Below are 17,224 nucleotides of genomic sequence, written 5' to 3'. Positions count from 1 at the left end.
AAATCCTGCTGGCACCTTACCTAAACGTAAACTGCACTGCAACTCTTGTTCCCGTGACGCAGAAAACCTATGTTATGGCCATGTAACAAAAAGAGGTTGGCAAATGGATATTGCGATTGTGGCGGCAAAGCGGACCCCGATGGGGGCATTTCAGGGCGCATTGGCAGAGGTGACTGCGCCTGAGTTGGGGGCGTGTGTCATTGAGGCAGCGTTGCAGCAAAGCGGCCTGCATCCGGAGCAGGTTGACGAAGTGTTTATGGGCAACGTGCTGTCGGCCGGGGTGGGGCAGGCTCCCGCCAGGCAGGCGATGTTGAAGGCGGGTTTACCGCCATCCATACCCGCAACCACAGTCAACAAGGTGTGTGGTTCTGGTATGAAGGCTGTGATGCTGGCGGCAGATTCTATCCGGCTTGGCGACAACCGGGTTGTGGTTGCTGGTGGCATGGAGAGCATGAGTCGTGCCCCCTATCTGTTGGATAACGCCCGTAGCGGTTTTCGGATGGGACATCAGCGGGCGCTGGATCACCTCTTTCTCGACGGATTGCAGGATGCCTACGATGGCCAACTGATGGGAATCCATGCCCAGCGCAGCGCTGATCTGGCCGGTTTGACCCGCAGTGCCATGGATGAATTTGCCCTGGCATCGCTCCAGCGTGCCCTTGATGCCCAGCAGGCTGGCTCGTTTAGTTCGGAGCTGACGCCTTGCCATCATGAGGGGCGCTTGCTGCTGGCAGAGGATGAGCAACCTGGCCGAGGACGGCCGGAAAAGATACCAACACTAAAACCTGCGTTTGGTAAAGAGGGAACCATTACTGCAGCCAATGCTAGCTCCATCTCGGATGGTGCGGCGGCGCTGATATTGATGGATAGCGCTACGGCAGTTGCCCGGCAGGTGCCGGTATTGGCAAGGATCGTCGGTTATCAGAGCCATGCAGCCTTGCCAGCCGAGTTTACCTCAGCACCCATTGGCGCAATATCCAAATTGCTGGTGCGGCTTGACTGGTCAGTGGAGGAGGTGGATCTCTTCGAGATCAACGAGGCATTTGCCATGGTGACCATGTTGGCCATGACGGGGTGTGGTATTCCCCATGACAAGGTCAATGTATACGGTGGGGCCTGTGCACTGGGGCATCCGCTCGGAGCGAGTGGTGCCCGTATTCTGGTCACCCTGATCTCGGCCCTGCGTCAGCGGGGAGGAAAAAGAGGGGTCGCCTCTCTGTGTATCGGAGGGGGAGAGGCTACAGCGATTGCGGTGGAGATCGATTAGTCGGTTGCTTCCATCGCCTGCAGCTGCTCGTTGACCCAGGTGGTTGCAGCCAGATAGAGGTGGCTGACCTTCTCCTCGCTCAAGCCCAATTTGGCTGTTCTGGCTGTGACTCGTGACCAGTTGGCATTCTCGTAGTCTTCACAAAACGCGAGGTAGAAGCCGAGATTGCCCTTGCGCTCAAGCAGCGCCAGCCGGATGGCATCGATCAGCGGAATGGTGCCGAGCAGCTTGTCCATCGGCTGCTCCATCAACACATCCAGCAGGGAGAAGAGGCCGGTGATAAAGGCCTGTGGCGCCTGCTGGGTCGGTGCGTGAGCATGGGCCAGCAGTTCACAGAAGCGGGCCCTGATAAGCGACATCTGATAGAGCTCTGCACTCTTGCCCTTGCCTGCACTGGTGGCTGCCACCAGCGAGACAAAACGCTTTAGCTGGGTGTTGCCAAGGTAGATGGCGGCCTGGCGAAATGAAGAGATGGGATTGGTGTGTCCTTTAAGATGGTTGACGTAGCGCAGTAGCTTGAGGGAAAGGGAGATATCTTGGCTTAGCAGCTGCTCGATACGGTTGATGTCAGGTTCAGACTGATTGACCACGTTGAGCAGTTGCATCACGACGACCTGGGCTGGTTCCATGGTCGCTTGCTTGACCATCTCGGGGCGACTGAAGAAAAAGCCCTGAAATAGCTGGATCCCAAGCTGCTTGACCCGCTCGAATTCCGCCTTGTCCTCCACCTTTTCGGCCAGATAGGTGAGATTCATGCTTTGGTGGCGCTGGATGAACACCTTGATCTGCAGTAGCGGTGTTGCCCGCAGATCGAACTTGATGATCTTGATAAATGGGAGGAAACGCTCCCAGTCTGGCGACATGGTGAAGTCATCGAGCGCCAGCGTATAGCCCAGTTTATGGAGCTGTTTAACCTTCTCCAGCAGGGCATCGTCCGGTGCTGCATCCTCCAGAATTTCAATCACCACCTTCTCGGGTGGCAGACACTCTGCCAAGCCATCCAGCAACAGGGAGTGGGGGAAATTGATGAAGCAAGGGCGGCCGCCCAGTAGCTGATCGATGTTTTGTTGCAGGAACTGTTCAACGACAAGACTCGACGTTGCTTGCCGTGAGGAGATGCTCGGGAAGACATTATTCAGGCTATCGCGAAAGAGCAGCTCATAGGCGTAGGTATTAAGGTCTCTGTCGAGAATGGGCTGTCTTGCAACGTAGGAATACATGCCTGGCTCCGATATGGGTACTGGCTTGATTTTATGGTGTTGCAGAACACTATGCCAGTCCTGACCCTATTGAGTAAGGCAATAATTGGCATAGTGTTTTTCTGTCAGAGCCTAATTTAGAAGAGATAGCTCATTTGTAAGCCAGCCAGCCAGGCATCCCCTTCAGAAGTGCCTTGGAATGTAGAGGTTGCTACTTTGTTTGTTCCTGGGATAGGTAGCTGCATTGTTTCAGTGACATCGACCTTTTTACCGTCGATCAGGGTCAGGCCCAGATCCACAGTCAGGTTGGGGGTGAACTGATAACCCATGCCAAGGCTGTACCAGAGGCGGTCAGCATCGGGTATGGAGATGGTACGGCGATCTGCAGGTACTGGACTTGCATCATAAGCGACCCCGGAGCGCAGTTGCCATTGGGGGGTCAGCTGATAGGTCATGCCAATCGCATAGCGCCAGCTATCTTCCCAGTGTTCATCCTTGATATGCATGGCGCCTTGATGATCTAACGCGGCCTCAAGTTGGACAAATTTGCTCCAGTTGGTCCAGTTGACACTACTATGTAGTGCCAGTTTGCTAGTCAGTTGGTGAATTACGGCTAGTTCAGCGGATGCTGGCAAAGGGAGATCAAGGTGACCGGTATCTTCATAGGGTGTTATACCGTTTGCCCCTTGGGCATCCCCTTCAAGCCGTAGGGTCGTATCGTGACGGTATGAAAGTCCCAGCCGTGTATTTTCTGACGGGGTCACAAGTAGACCCAAATTCCAACCAAGTGCCCATCCATCACCTTCGAGGTGTTTAACTATTTTATACTGACCTGCCTTGAATATTCCCCCGACTTCCCCTTCACCTTTAATGGCTGAAATACCAGCGCCTACAGACCAGATTTCATTAATGCGATAGGCAATGGACGTACCCAGATCCATGGTCTTGATATCGGAGACATTGCCAAAGTGGCCAGCACTGTAGTTGTCCGGCATCTCGACGCCTAGGCCGTAATAGGAAGTGGCCGAGAAGCCCAAGCGCCACTGCTCATTGAGTGGAATGATGAGATAGGCGTTGGGAACCCAGGCATCTGCCGCGATATCTCGTGCCGTCGCATCGGCATGGGTCAGCAAGCCCGTCGTTTTTCCTTCGATATTGACGTCAGGGCTGACGTAAATTGCTCCGCCCGAAAATGCCATTTTGTCGAAGCGGGTCATGGCTGCCACGTTGCGGGATAGAACGCTGGCATTGTCTGCGATAGCCGCTTCTCCGGCAAAGGCTCGGCCAAGCCCGGTTGCCGATTGTTCAGCCAGCTGGAAACCGGCTGCATGGGCGTGACCAGCAATCACCAGCAGGGAAAGGGCGGATAGTTTGAGGGTTGAATGCATGAGTTATCCTTGCGTGAATACCGAATGTTCAGTCGGCCATATCATTGAGGGCGGGATTTTATATGGTACGACCAGCAAGGCAACGGTGAGGGAGTACATCAGGGAAAAACGGGATTAAATGCTGATGAAACTAGCTCTAATAGATTGATTAAAAAAGAAAAATAAACAGGTGTGTGCTACATGTGTGCGCTGAAAGCGAGATCTTGCATAAAAAAAGAGCGCCTGACGGCGCTCTTTCAATTCTATCAATAATCAGAACTTCATGTTGAACTGGGCAGAAGCCAAGAAGGCGTTGCCGTGGGAAGTACCTTTCCAACGCAGGCTGTCGGAGTGGCTACGCAGACCTTCGTTGACGTCAACTTCTTTACCGTCCAGATAAGCCATACCAAAGTCAACGCTCATATCGGTGCTGATATGGTAGGTGGCACCGGCGCTGTACCAGATACGGTCTGAGTCGGGAATGCTCAGGCTGCGGTAGTCAGCTTCGATCGGGGTGTTGTCATAGGCGAAGCCCATGCGAGCTTCCCATGCCGGGTTGATATACCAGGTACCGCCGATGGAGTAGCGAGTAGAATCTTTGAACTTCTCATCTTTTTGCAGACATACGCCGCCAGCACATTGGCTGCTGGTTGCTTTCAGCTCCTGGAAGGCGCTCCAGTCAGTCCAGTTTACAGAGTAATGAACAGCAAACTGAGGGCTCAGGCGATGGTAACCGGCGAACTCGGCTTGTGCAGGCAGATCCAGTTTCAGGTTGCCATCCACGGTGCGATTCAGTGAGCTTGCGCCTTGGAAATCACCGTCAAAGCTCATATCGACTTGTGAACGGTAGGTCAGTGCAAAGCGATGGTTTTCATTGACTTCATACAGGGTACCAACGTTCCAGCCAAAGCCCCAGGTGTCGCCTTTCAGGTGAGCCAGACGAGTATCTTTCGGCAGCGGGCCACCTTGGCTAGGTGGGTTCAGCGGGCCCAGCAGACCGGCATAGCGGTTGAGTTCGGCGGCACCGTAAACGGCGTTGATACCGGCACCGACACTGAAGTGTTCGTTGACACGATAGGCAATGTTCGGGTTGATATTGAAGGTCATCAACTCGGTATCACCTGCACCGGCACCAGCCGGGAAGGTTTTGGAGTATTCGGTGGAGAGACCGTAGTTGGAGAAGATGCCAATACCCCAAGCCCACTGGTCATTCAGTGGCTGAATAAAGTAGGAGGCGGGAACGAAGGCTGCCGGAGCAATGCCACTTTCGCTGGCTGGAGCCATTTTGTTCGCGCCAGCGTAAACAGCACCATCCACATCCACATCCGGTTTGATGTAGGTGCCGGAGACAGAAACTGCCATCTTGTCGAAGCTGGTCATGGCGGCCGGGTTACGGGCCAGAACGGAGGCGTTGTCGGCAATGGCTGCTTCACCAGCATAGGCGCGACCCAGACCGGAGGCTGAGTGCTCGTTCAACTGGAATGCCGCTGCATGGACTTGACCGGTGGCCAGCGCAATGGTGGCGGCAATCAGGCTCTTCTTAAACATAGTTGTCGTCATGGTGGTCTCTCTTGTAGGCAGATTTTTTTGTCGATATTGGCGGCATGTTCAATGCAAACCTCGACAAAATCCGTTTTTATTTCAGCTTCTTCCGAATCAATTCTGGCGTGATTCTATGTATCTGGTAGGAGGTAAGAAATCAGACCAGTGACAGCAGAATACATAAAAGTGATCGATCTGTTAATCATTTGTTTTAACTTGATGTTTAATTCATCATTTACGGGGCAGGACAGGGTGTTTTTTAGGCGAAACGGTTGATCCTGCTCACAAAAATAATTTTGCTGTTTTTCGCAATTTTGCGACAAAAAGCAGGTAATGGGTCGGGAAAGAGAGGGGAAACAGGCAGCTGGCCGGTGTCACTGCCTGTTTTTACCGATGGAATCGGTTCGTTAAATGTTCCAGTGAAGTCGGGATTGCAGGGCCGTAGCGACGGGGGCAAGCGGCTCCTTCATCTGGCCAATCAGTACCATATTTCCTCCTTTAAACTGGACGATCTCTCCTTTGAGGGTGCCATCTGCAAAACTGGGCTGCAGAGAGAGAGGAACATGCTTGGGAACCAGAAAGAGGGTAACGGGCCCCATCTTGCCCTGGATCACCATATGCAATGCCGGCCCCTGATAGAAGGCGCAGTGGTTGACATAGGTCACCCTGAGACCATCCATGCCACTCAGGGTCGCGCCATATTTCTCCATCTTGGCGTTGATGCTCTGCAAATTGACCCGCTCATCGATACCTTCGATAAACGGCTCCTCACCATAGACATGGGCCATCGCCACCTGAGCGAGGGAGAGTGTTTGATCGGAGCTGGCAGGCCAACTTATCCAGCGGGTACTCACTCCAAGTAGAAAAGTGACGGATGCAGCCATGGCCACGGCCCGCCAATGGGATTTCGGCACCGTGCTGCTGGCTACATGCCGTGTGTTCTCCTGTTTCTCTTCGCTCTGTTGCAGAGCTTGTTTGAGCAGGATCCGCTCTGCCAGCCCCGACGGCGGCTCGATACTCATGGTGCGCGCAATCTGTTGCTCGAGAGTTTTCATCTCGTCGAGATAGCGCAGGTTGGCAGGATTGGCACGGGCAGCCTCGAGGAAGTCGGGTTGCTGATCGCCGGGCTGGATCATGGCACGACGGCGAAATTCGAGTTCATCCATGTCCATCTCCTCTTGATAATTTCTTCTGCGCCATCGCCTCTTTCAGCTGGTTGCGGGCGCGAAACAGTCTTGTCATCACAGTGTTTTTGTTGAGCCCGAGCAGTTCGGCAATGTCCTCACCGCTAAATCCGCCCAGCACCTGCAGCATCAGGGGCTCCCGATACTCTTCGGGCAGGCGGGCAATGTGACGATGCAACCACTCGTTCTCCATCTCCTCTTCGCTGTGTAGCGCATCGGGCTGGGGTTGGGGATGGTCGTCCAGATCCACCAGATCAAACTGTTTACGCTCGAAACGGCGGGCATTCTCCCGGCGCAAGATAGTGATCAACCAGCCTTTGGCTGCCTGATCGTCCTGCAGGGCGTCGATACCCTTCCAGGCTCGCAGGAAAGTCTCCTGCACCAGATCTTCCGCGATGTGAGGATCCCTCACCAGCCAGTAGGCGTAGCGATAGATATCCTTGTGCAGCGCATGAACCAGCGCTTCGAATTTGGTTTGTTTGTCAGCCATAGGGTCATAGACCGGCAAAGTGGCCGGATCATTTCCACTTTTATGAGGCTGACCCCGCTTTTTTCTAAAAAAGAGCAATGGGAGTGTCTCCTGTTGTGGAGGCTGGGTTAACCCCGTAAGGGGAACCGGTGAGCAATCAGGGCAAGCAGCTGAGAAATCCCCGCTGTTTCAACATGGCAGAGATCACGGGAGATTGCGTGCCATTGCACGATCGGTGCCGAGGGGGCAAAGCAGGCGCGATCCAGCTCGGCTTGCCATCTTTGCAACTGCCCTGTATTGGCCGGTTTGGCCCAAACGGATGGGCCGGTAAGCGAGACCCAATGGCGCAGGGCCAGGCGGCTTTGCTCGCTCTGCTGGCTGGCAAGTGCTCGTTGCAGACGATAGAAGGCGAGCCAGCGCGGACTGTTGCGCCTTATGTCTCGCAGCAGCAGCGCCAGCAATACCCACCAGAGGCTCTCGTTGGCCAGTGGCAGTGACTCGCCCACACCTTGCCGGCTGGCCGGTTGGAAAACGAGGCGAGTGGCAGGCAGCTTCGCCTGTTCTATACGACCGCTTGCGGTATTGAACCAGGGCAGGGTGATCGCTGGTAGCTGATACTCTCCTGCCTCGCCGGCCAGCAGAGTTTGGCGCCACTCCCGTTCAAACAGCAGTTTGCCCGCCCGATAACGCTCCTGCTGCTGCTCGCCATCGGGGTGCGCTTGCAGCCCGGCGGGGAGCTGCTGCGCCATAAGAGGGGCAAGCTGCACCTGACTGCTGTCGCCATTTTCGAGCGTGATGGTAATGACCCGGATCAGCGGCTCCCCCGCGTGCCCCTCTGCCGAGGGCTCTATCCGCTGGGCCAGCAGCAAGCGACTGGCTACCGGCGTTGCGGGAGCTTGATCAACACGTACCTGAAGGGGGGCTGCTCGGGCGGCAAGGCGCTGCAGCTGGCCTCCGTTTTGGGGCAATTGTCCCTGTAGCCGCGGGGAGTCGATAAGCCAGAGGCCCGGTGCCTTGGCCTGGATCAGCCAGCTGCGGGTCAGTCTGCCAGGCAGCCCGCTCTGCACTGGGGGAAGCCACTCATCGCTACCAAGGCGGCGAATGATGAAATGGGGCGAGTTGAGTTCACTGAGCCCGGGTTGCTGCATGGTGGTGGGGAGCCAGAGTGTGAGCCGATAGATCACCGGCTGGCCGGGATAGAGGGGGCCCTGATGATCAAGTTGGGCTTCCATCTCCAGTACGGCTGGGGGTAAAGGCAGAGTCGGTTGTGGTGCTGGGGCCTTGAGTGTCAGCTCGGGTGTCCACTCGTTGCCAAGCTTGAGCGGAGCTATCACCATGCCGGCAGGATCATCTGGCTGCCTGGTCAGGTGCAGCGGGATCTGCCAGCGGGTCAACTGCTGCACCGGGGTGGATACCCGACTCATGGTGACTCTGCCCACAGCGAACTGGCGCAGCAGCGGTGTGATCTCGAGCTCGTTGCCCTGACGCACGCCATCCGCCTCGATCACCAGCAACCAGTCTGCCGGGGTGGCACCAGGCAGCAATTCGGCCCGTGGTTGTGCCCAGCCGGGGAGGCTCAACATCACAAGCAGTAGCCAGCAGAGCATGTGCTGCTTCACCATGGCTCTTCTACCTTGATGAGCTCACGGCGCAGCGCCTCTTTGCGCAGCCGCTGTTCCAGCAACAGCACTGGCGGCGCAGGGGGCAGTGGTACCACATCGACCTGTGTCTTTTCTGGTTTGCTGGATGCGCTGCTGGGCGTTGCTTCTGCAGGGGCTGCCGACTCACCGCCTTGCAGTAGCGAGAGGTTATAGAGGGCATCCTCATGGCGTGGTTCAAGGGCCAGTGCGGCCAGATAGGCCTCTTTGGCTGCGGCCAGTTCCCCCAATTGGATCAGCGCATTGCCCCGGTTGTAGTGGGCGGTCGCGCTTGTTTCCTGCTCGTAGGCCGCGACGGCTTGCCGATAATCGCCAGCGCGATACCAGGCGTTGCCGCGCCATACCGGGTTGCCGAATGTGCTGGCTGCCAGCCGGTACTCTCCCTTCAGATAGGCTTGCATGGCCTGCTCGTCTGGTGATGGTGGGAGGGGGGAGGCTTGCGTCGGGGCAGGCGCCAGCAGTGACCAGCCGATGGTTATTGCAATGAGCAGTTGGGTTCCCACCCGGGCAAGCAGCGCCAGGGGCAGTAGCGGCAACAACAGCCAGGGGCCGAGATCGCGCGGCGCCGGGGCGAGCGCCACGGTAGTGGTCGGCAGCGGGGCAAAACGGGGAGGCTCGCTACCCAGCCACTGCAGTTCGCCACCCAGCTTGCGCGCCAGGGTTGCCATGGCTTCGCTCTGTGGTGCGGCCAGCTGGGCTGGGGGGCGCGTGGCAAAACCCAGTTCATTGGCCGGAATGGGTGGCATGACCGCAGGTTCTGCACTGCTGGCAAGGAGAATATCGAGTCGCGGGCTATTGCTGTTGTGACAGAAAAGGCTCTCCTGACAGGGCCACTGCGCGGCAATCTCATCCATCTGTTTGTTACTCAGGCCGTCGGTGATGAGCAGCAGACGTGCCTGCTCACCGGGGGCGATCTGTTTCATGGCAAGGGCGATGGCCCGCGCGGGGTTACTGCCTTGCAACGGCATGATGTCGGGGCGCAGGTCGGGCAGCAGCAGGGCGATGGCTTGATGATCCCGGGTGGGGGGCATGGCGAGATAGGCGTCGCCAGCGTAGAGAACGAGTGCAATCCGGGCGTTGTTGGCAGTGCCAAGCAGTTGCTGAAGTTGCAGTCTGACCCGGGTAGCACGATCCGGTTTTAGGTCGGTGGCCTGCATCGAGCGGGAGAGATCCAGGAGCCAGATATCGAGTGGCGCGGCCGGTTGCGCTTGCCACTCACTGCGCAGGGCGGGGCCGCTGAGGGCCAGAATGACCGGCAGCGTCGCCAGCCAGAGCCAGGGACGAGCCGGTTTAGCTTCTGGCAACAGGTAGGCGCGCATGGCCGGAGCCAGCATGGGGGGATGGCGACGCCGCCGCCATCCCAGCAAGAGCCAGGGAATGAGCGCCAGTAGCCAGAGCGGTCTGAGCAGGATCAGATCCATCGTCTCACTCTCAGCAGCAGGGCGCGGGTAAATCGGTTATCTACCCCACCATGGCCTGCGGGCAGCAGTAACAGCGCACAGGCCAGCGCCAGCGGCCAGGGATAAAGCTCTGTCACCGGTTGATAGTGGGCGACGGGATGGGCGGTCGGTTCCAGCTGGTTGATGGCCTCGTTGATCGCCTCCAGATCGTTCTGGCTGCGGGCGCGAAAATAGCGCCCATTGCCAATCTGGGCCAGCTGCTTGAGCAGGGGCTCATCAAGCTCGCTGCTGGGATCGCTCTGATCTGCGCCAGCGTCATTGAAAGGCTGCACAAAGGTATCGGGATCGGCTCCGACCCCCAGGGTGTAGATACGTATCCCCTGCGCTGCGGCGAGTTTGGCCTCTTGCTCCGGATCGGCACTGCCTGCGGTATTGCGCCCATCGGTTACCAGCAGCAGCGCCGTCGGGCGACCCCGCTCGGCATGCTGGCGTACCAGCAGGATCGCTTCACCAAGGGCGGTGGTGCGGCCAACCAGATCAAAGTCGAGCTCGTCGCTCAATGTCAGCAGCGCAGGTATCTCCTGGGTCAGGGGAGAGAGCAGGTAGGCGTGATCGGCAAAGACGACCAGCGCGATCCGATCGCCGGCGCGCTGGGCGATCAATCTCTTGATTTGCTGGCGAACCGCAGTCAGGCGCGCCAGCTGCTCGCCGCTATCGAGCATATCCTGGGTGCGCATGCTATCGGAGAGATCGACCGCCAGCAGCAGATCACGGCTCCCCTGATAGCGCACCACCGGCTCTTCCCACCACTGGGGACGGCAGAGCGCCGCAATCAGGGCGCACCAGATAAGCCCTGCTCGCCACAAAGACATACCTGCATGGGCGCGCAGCAGGGGAAAGCCGGGGTGGGCAAGATAACCGTGGCGCAGGGGCGGCAGGCCGAAGCGCACCAGCAATGGTAGTACCAGCGCGAGAGCAAACCAGGGCCAGGCAAGGGTCATCGGTTTCCCCTTGTTCGGCTCTTGCTCGCCTGCCGTGGCTTGTACAGAAAATAGGTGCGTCCCCAGCGGTAATAGTTTTGTTTGAGCTGCTCGCTCTGTTCGTGGTCGGGTGCCTGATTGCCATAGAGCCAGCTGCTCCAGTTGTGGGCAAACTGGCTGAAGCGGGTACTGCCCTGACGATCCAGAAACGCGAGCCACTCCTCTCCCTGCAGCAGGCGAGACTCGGGCCAGCGATGCAGCGCCTCCTGGCGCAGGTTATCCTGGATGCGGTTGACCAGCAGTTGTGGATCGCCTTCCAGCTGCCTGCACCAGCGCCTGTATTGTTGTACTCGCATTGCCAATCTGATGATCAGCACCAGTAGCAAAACGAGGATCAAGAGCCATAGCAGGGCCTGCAAGCGGGGATCGAGGAGTTGCTCGCCAACCTCGGGGCCTGGATGAATGTCCCGGATCTTGTCTTTCAGCAGGGCGTTCAGGGGGGCGGTAATGGCCTCTGATGCAGGACTGCTGGTCAGGAGTGGCGCTATCCCTGATGACATAACCCCTCCTGCCACTGTTGTTGCAGTGTCCGACCGTTATCGAGCAGATAGAGCCGCTGTACCAGCGGCAGCAGCTGTTGCCTGCCCAGTTGCAGTTGCTGCTCGGCCGCCTGCTGGTAGCGATGGGAGAATCCACTGTGCTGACCATCGAGCCAACCCTGATAGGGGGCTGAAGCCCGGTTGATGGCCACCGGCAGCAAACCGCTTGGCGGCAGCGTGGCTTCCAGCGGATCACGGACCTGCCAGTAGTGAATATCGTGACGCAGCGAAAGTTGTTGCAGCCGTTGGCAGAGCGCTGATTCACAGGGGCGGTGATCGGTAATGACGGTCAATCTGGCGCCATGGGGGAGTGCCGTTTGTCCGAGAGTATCGGCCAGTGTCTGGGAAAGTGGCTGGCGGGCCAGCCCCTGCCGGTAGTGATGGCAAAGGGATTCGAGCAGCGGCAGCACGTTGCCCCGCTGGCTCTGGCGATGGGGGGCTATCCCATGGCAAATCAGGGTGTTGTGCTGTTTCTCATGTCGCCAGATAAGGGCGGCCGCCAGCTCGCAGCCAAGGCGAGCCTTGAGCTGCATGGTGGAGCCGAAATACATGGCGGGGGAGAGATCGAGCAACAGCCAGTGCGCCTGATCCTGCTCTTCACAATAGAGACGGGTGTAAGGGCGCCCAAGGCGCGCCGTCACCCGCCAGTCGATATGACGAACCTCGTCACCCGCCTGATAGGCGCGCAGCTCGCGAAAGGTGAGCCCGGGAGTGCGTCCCGGTTTGCCACGCTCGATGCTGCTTCTGCCCGCGCGCGCGGGGGCCTTGGCCTTGGCCCAGTAGCGGATCTTGAGCAACTGTGGTAGCGACAGGGCGATATCAGGATGGAGGTCCGGCGCTAGGGGCATGGCACCTGATCCAGTAGCTGGGCGATCAGGGTGTCGTTATCCAGATTGTCCGCCAGGGCCTGATAGCTTGGGATAAGGCGGTGACGCAGCACCGGATAGGTTTGCAGCTGGATATCTTCCGGCAGCACGAAATCCCGTCCCGCCAGCCAGGCGCGAGCACGGGCTGTACGGGCCAGTGCCAGCGTGGCTCTCGGGCTTGCCCCCACCGCGAGCAGTGGTTCAAGGGCAGGGCAGAGGCCGCTACCGGGGCGAGTTGCGCAGACCAGCTCCACCAGATAGTGTTCAAGCCTGCTCTGCATGTTGACCGCCAGCACTTCGCCGCGAGCACCTTGCAAGGCGGCCTGGCTCAGGGTCACTGGCGCTGCGCCAAGCTGTTCGCCACCGGCATTGAGCTGCAAGATGGCGAGCTCCATGGCCGGGCTCGGATAATCGACTATCAGCTTGAGCAAGAAACGGTCGAGCTGTGCTTCCGGCAGGGGATAGGTTCCCTCCTGCTCGATGGGGTTCTGGGTGGCGGCCACCATAAAGAGCGGCGGCAGGCGCCAGCTCTTTTTGCCCACGGTAATTTGGTGTTCTGCCATCGCCTCCAGCAGCGCAGATTGCACCTTGGCCGGCGCCCGGTTGATCTCGTCCGCCAGTATCAGATGATTGAACAGGGGGCCGGGCTGGAATACAAAACTGGCATCCTGCGGGTGAAACACCTCGCTGCCGGTCAGATCTGCCGGCAGCAGATCAGGGGTGAACTGGATGCGAGCGAAACGCCCCTCGACAGCGCCAGCAAGCGCCTTGACTGCACGGGTTTTGGCAAGGCCGGGAGCGCCTTCGATTAATACATGTCCTTCACATAACAGGGCGATCAACAGCCCTTCGATGAGCTCATCCTGTCCCAAAATTTGACTGGCAAGATAGTCTCTCAGTTGTTTGAACTCCGCCGCTGCCATGCGATAAACCCGTTGTTTTTATGGAAGTTGATCTTTTTATACTCCAGTTGAGCCACAAGGGCGAGTGAAGGGCGCCAGCCTTGCTGAATTTAGTTTCAATCAGCTGTATGAAACTTGTGATTGGATTGTTAAGATGTGGCGCAATGAGGTCAGACCTCTCCCTTATAAACCCAAGGAGCCAGGATGAAACAGCCATTGAAACTGACGACTCGCCAGGGCGAACGGATTGCCGTCGTGGCGGGGCTGCGCACCCCATTCGCCAAGCAGGCGACCGCCTATCATGGCGTCCCTGCGGTGGATCTCGGCAAGCTGGTGGTGAGCGAGATGCTCGCCCGCACCGATCTCGACCCCAAGCTTATCGACCAGCTGGTGTTTGGCCAGGTGGTTCAGATGCCGGAAGCCCCCAACATTGCCCGTGAAATCGTGCTTGGCACCGGCATGAGCGTCAACACTGATGCCTATAGCGTCTCTCGTGCCTGTGCCACCAGTTTTCAGGCGGTGGCCAACGTCACCGAATCCATCATGGCCGGTACGGTGGATATCGCCATTGCCGGTGGTGCTGACTCCTCATCCGTGCTGCCCATCGGGGTGAGCAAGAAGCTGGCACGCGCTCTGGTGGATCTCAACAAGGCGCGCAATCTGCAGCAGCGCTTCAATATTTTGCGCCAGTTGCGGGTCAAGGATCTGCTGCCGGTGCCGCCCGCTGTGGCGGAATATTCCACCGGCCTCTCCATGGGGCAGACCGCCGAGCAGATGGCCAAGAGCCACCAGATCAGCCGTGAAGCGCAAGATGCGCTGGCACACCGCTCCCATACCCTGGCTGCGCAAGCATGGGCCGAGGGCAAGCTCAGCGGCGAGGTGTTTACTGCCCATGTACCGCCCTACAAGTCGCCGCTCGAGCGGGACAACAATATCCGTGAAAGCTCGGACTTGGCGAGCTACGCCAAGCTCAAGCCGGTCTTTGATCGGATTCATGGCACAGTAACTGCCGCCAATGCCACCCCGCTTACCGACGGCGCCGCTGCCGTGCTGCTGATGCGGGAAGGGCGAGCCAAAGAGCTGGGTCTCGAGCCGCTTGGCTATATCCGTAGCTTCGCTTTCTCGGCCATCGATGTGTGGCAGGACATGCTGATGGGCCCCTCCTATGCCACGCCGCTGGCGCTGGACAGAGCCGGCATCACGCTCAGCAATCTCACCTTGATCGACATGCACGAAGCCTTTGCCGCCCAGACCCTGGCCAACCTCAAGATGTTTGCAAGCCACGAGTTTGCCCGTGACAAGCTGGGCCGCGATCAGGCCATCGGCGAGGTGGACATGGAGAAGTTCAACGTCCTCGGTGGTTCGCTGGCCTATGGCCACCCCTTTGCCGCGACCGGTGCGCGGATGATCACCCAGACCCTGCATGAGCTGCGTCGCCGTGGTGGGGGATTGGGACTCAACACTGCCTGTGCGGCGGGTGGATTGGGCGTGGCTATGGTGTTGGAGGTTGAATAATGAGCGCTAAGACTTTTTCCCTGGATGTTCGCCATGATGGCATTGGTATTCTCACCATGGATGTGCCGGGCGAGAGCATGAATACCCTGAAAGCCGCCTTTGTGGAGGAGATCCGCACCGTGCTGGCCGAGGTTAAACGCAACAAGGATTTGATCGGTCTGGTGATCGCCTCCGGCAAGAAGGATTCCTTCATCGCCGGAGCCGACATCACCATGCTGGCCGCCTGCACCAGTGCCAAGGATGCCGAGACCCTGTCGCGGGAAGGGCAGGTTATCTTTGCTGAGATCGAGTCATTGACCATTCCGGTGATCGCCGCTATTCACGGTCCTTGCCTCGGCGGCGGGCTGGAGCTGGCGCTGGCCTGTCATGGTCGGGTGGTGACCGATCACGGTAAAACCGTGCTGGGTCTGCCCGAGGTGCAACTTGGCTTGCTGCCGGGCTCCGGTGGTACCCAGCGCCTGCCGCGCCTCATCGGGGTGGCCAAGGCGCTCAATTTGATGCTGACTGGTAAGCAGGTGCGGGCCAAACAGGCCAAAAAATTGGGGCTGGTGGACGATGTGGTACCGCCTTCGATCCTGCTGGATGCCGCCATCAAGTTGGCCAAGAAGGGCAAGCCCCGCCACGAGTTGAAGCGGGATCTGCAGGGCAAGCTGCTGGAGACCAACAAGCTTGGCCGCAAGGTGCTGTTCGATCAGGCACGTAAAGGGGTGATGAGCAAGACGCGTGGTAACTACCCTGCGCCGGAGCGGATCCTGGATGTGGTGCGCATCGGTGTGGAGGAGGGGATGCAGGCTGGCCTCGCCGCCGAGTCCCGCCACTTCGGCGAGCTGGTGATGACGGCCGAGTCTGCTGCCCTGCGTTCTATCTTCTTTGCCACCACGGAAATGAAGAAAGAGGTCACCTATCAGGGGGCCGAGCCTCGTAAGGTGGGTCACGCGGCCGTGCTGGGTGGTGGTCTGATGGGGGGGGGCATCGCATTCGTCACCGCCACCAAGGCGGGCGTACCGGTCCGGATCAAGGATGTGGCAAGCGCCGGGATCGGCAATGCCATGCGCTACAGCTACGACATCCTGGCGAAGAAACTCAAGCGCCGTCATATCCTGCGCAGTGAGCTTGAGAAGCAGATGAGCTTGCTGACCGGTACTCTCGACTATTCCGGTTTCCACCGGGTCGACATGGTGGTGGAGGCGGTGTTTGAAGATCTCAATCTCAAACACCAGATGGTGAAGGATGTGGAGCGTGAGTGTGGTGAACACACAGTGTTTGCCTCCAATACCTCGTCACTGCCCATCAACCAGATAGCTTCTGTGGCGAGCCACCCCGAGCGGGTTATCGGTTTGCACTACTTCAGTCCGGTCGACAAGATGCCGCTGGCGGAGATCATCCCCCACGCCGGCACCAGTGCCGAGACCGTGGCCACCACTCTGGCCTTCGCCCGCGCACAGGGCAAAACGCCTATCGTGGTGAAGGACGAAGCCGGTTTCTACGTCAACCGTATCCTCGCTCCCTACATGAACGAAGCAGCACGTCTGGTGCTGGAAGGGGAGCCGGTAGAGGTGCTGGATAGCGCGTTGCTCGACTTCGGTTTCCCGGTTGGCCCCATCACATTGCTCGACGAAGTGGGCATCGATGTGGGGGCCAAGATCTCCCCCATCCTCGAAAAAGAGCTGGGTGGCGAGCAGTTCCTGGCACCCAAGGCGTTCGACAAGCTGCTGCAAAACGATCGCAAGGGGCGCAAGAACGGCAAGGGCTTCTACCTCTATGGCAAGGCAGCCAAAGGTAAGAAGACGGTGGATGAGAGCGTCTACGATGTGCTGGGGATCAAGCCGGTGGCCAAACTTGCCAAACAGGAGATTGCCGAGCGTTGTGTGCTGCTGATGCTCAATGAAGCGGCCATGACCCTTGACAGTGGCGTGGTGGCATCGGCCCGTGATGGCGATATCGGTGCCATCTTCGGTATCGGTTTCCCGCCCTTCCTCGGTGGCCCGTTCCTCTATATGGACAAGCTCGGTATCGACCATCTGGTTGGCCGTCTGGAGTATTACCAGAAGCGCCATGGTGATCGGTTCGCCCCTTGTGCCCGTCTCAAGGCGATGGCCGCGGAGCAGCAAACCTTCTACTGATCACCACTGCAGATTGATCGCAAGCCAGAGAGGCCCGCACACCATGCGGGCCTCTTTCTATGTTGTGGTTTGTTCGGGTTATTCAGGTGGTGCTGCGATGATGCAGGCAGAGGCGAAGGCCGAAAAAATGGCCCACCGAAGTGGGCCATTTGC

Annotated in this window: 14 protein-coding genes; 3 read left to right on the top strand and 11 right to left on the bottom strand. The window is 58.4% G+C overall.

The genetic code is table 11. From position 1 onward, the window contains the following. Window positions 1–103 precede the first annotated feature (103 nt). Window positions 104–1,267: a thiolase family protein gene (locus WE862_RS15270; protein ID WP_042030868.1), complete on the top strand. Its 1,164-nt coding sequence runs from the start codon at window positions 104–106 to the stop codon at window positions 1,265–1,267. Here the strand turns inward: WE862_RS15270 and WE862_RS15265 are convergent. The 11 genes from WE862_RS15265 to WE862_RS15215 form a co-directional block, all read right to left on the bottom strand. Beyond that, window positions 1,264–2,487: an EAL and HDOD domain-containing protein gene (locus WE862_RS15265; protein ID WP_033112632.1), complete on the bottom strand. Its 1,224-nt coding sequence runs from the start codon at window positions 2,485–2,487 to the stop codon at window positions 1,264–1,266. The genes WE862_RS15270 and WE862_RS15265 overlap by 4 nt on opposite strands. Before the next feature lie 116 nt (window positions 2,488–2,603). Continuing rightward, on the bottom strand, window positions 2,604–3,854 hold the full coding sequence (locus WE862_RS15260) for an outer membrane protein transport protein (protein ID WP_042030870.1): 1,251 nt from the start codon (window positions 3,852–3,854) through the stop codon (window positions 2,604–2,606). A 252-nt stretch (window positions 3,855–4,106) separates the two neighbouring features. Next, on the bottom strand, window positions 4,107–5,393 hold the full coding sequence (locus WE862_RS15255; RefSeq protein ID WP_042030871.1) for an outer membrane protein transport protein: 1,287 nt from the start codon (window positions 5,391–5,393) through the stop codon (window positions 4,107–4,109). A gap of 389 nt (window positions 5,394–5,782) precedes the next feature. Further along, complete coding sequence (locus WE862_RS15250) at window positions 5,783–6,541, bottom strand: DUF3379 domain-containing protein (RefSeq protein ID WP_042030872.1); 759 nt, start codon at window positions 6,539–6,541, stop codon at window positions 5,783–5,785. Next, window positions 6,534–7,049: a sigma-70 family RNA polymerase sigma factor gene (locus tag WE862_RS15245; RefSeq protein ID WP_182927970.1), complete on the bottom strand. Its 516-nt coding sequence runs from the start codon at window positions 7,047–7,049 to the stop codon at window positions 6,534–6,536. Before WE862_RS15245 ends, WE862_RS15250 begins: the two co-directional genes overlap by 8 nt. A 107-nt stretch (window positions 7,050–7,156) precedes the next feature. After that, window positions 7,157–8,650 (bottom strand): BatD family protein, encoded by a 1,494-nt coding sequence (locus WE862_RS15240; RefSeq protein ID WP_042030874.1) that lies wholly within the window; start codon window positions 8,648–8,650, stop codon window positions 7,157–7,159. Then, complete coding sequence (locus tag WE862_RS15235; protein WP_042030875.1) at window positions 8,644–10,107, bottom strand: VWA domain-containing protein; 1,464 nt, start codon at window positions 10,105–10,107, stop codon at window positions 8,644–8,646. The genes WE862_RS15240 and WE862_RS15235 overlap by 7 nt, the downstream gene beginning before the upstream one ends. Continuing rightward, window positions 10,098–11,087, bottom strand: coding sequence for a VWA domain-containing protein (locus WE862_RS15230; RefSeq protein WP_042030876.1), 990 nt, complete (start codon window positions 11,085–11,087; stop codon window positions 10,098–10,100). Before WE862_RS15230 ends, WE862_RS15235 begins: the two co-directional genes overlap by 10 nt. Beyond that, the gene (locus WE862_RS15225) at window positions 11,084–11,626 is read right to left on the bottom strand and encodes a DUF4381 domain-containing protein (RefSeq protein ID WP_042030877.1); all 543 of its coding nucleotides are present in this window, start codon (window positions 11,624–11,626) and stop codon (window positions 11,084–11,086) included. The genes WE862_RS15230 and WE862_RS15225 overlap by 4 nt, the downstream gene beginning before the upstream one ends. Next, window positions 11,611–12,513, bottom strand: a complete 903-nt coding sequence (locus WE862_RS15220) for a DUF58 domain-containing protein (RefSeq protein WP_042030878.1) — start codon at window positions 12,511–12,513, stop codon at window positions 11,611–11,613. The genes WE862_RS15225 and WE862_RS15220 overlap by 16 nt, the downstream gene beginning before the upstream one ends. After that, window positions 12,504–13,454, bottom strand: a complete 951-nt coding sequence (locus WE862_RS15215) for an AAA family ATPase (protein ID WP_042030879.1) — start codon at window positions 13,452–13,454, stop codon at window positions 12,504–12,506. The genes WE862_RS15220 and WE862_RS15215 overlap by 10 nt, the downstream gene beginning before the upstream one ends. A gap of 183 nt (window positions 13,455–13,637) precedes the next feature. On the opposite strand from WE862_RS15215, the gene fadI reads away from it, so the two are divergent. Together fadI and fadJ are read left to right on the top strand one after the other, a co-directional pair. Further along, on the top strand, window positions 13,638–14,948 hold the full coding sequence (gene fadI / locus WE862_RS15210; protein WP_042030880.1) for an acetyl-CoA C-acyltransferase FadI: 1,311 nt from the start codon (window positions 13,638–13,640) through the stop codon (window positions 14,946–14,948). Continuing rightward, window positions 14,948–17,071 carry a fatty acid oxidation complex subunit alpha FadJ gene (gene fadJ / locus WE862_RS15205; RefSeq protein WP_042030881.1) on the top strand — a complete coding sequence of 708 codons (2,124 nt, stop codon included), beginning with the start codon at window positions 14,948–14,950 and terminating at the stop codon, window positions 17,069–17,071. Before fadI ends, fadJ begins: the two co-directional genes overlap by 1 nt. Window positions 17,072–17,224: the final 153 nt, after the last annotated feature.

The organism is Aeromonas jandaei (genome assembly GCF_037890695.1).
In the GTDB taxonomy this organism is placed as follows: domain Bacteria; phylum Pseudomonadota; class Gammaproteobacteria; order Enterobacterales; family Aeromonadaceae; genus Aeromonas; species Aeromonas jandaei.
The sequence above is the reverse complement of the archived record's forward strand: the minus strand, read 5'-3'. Positions and strand labels throughout refer to the sequence as shown.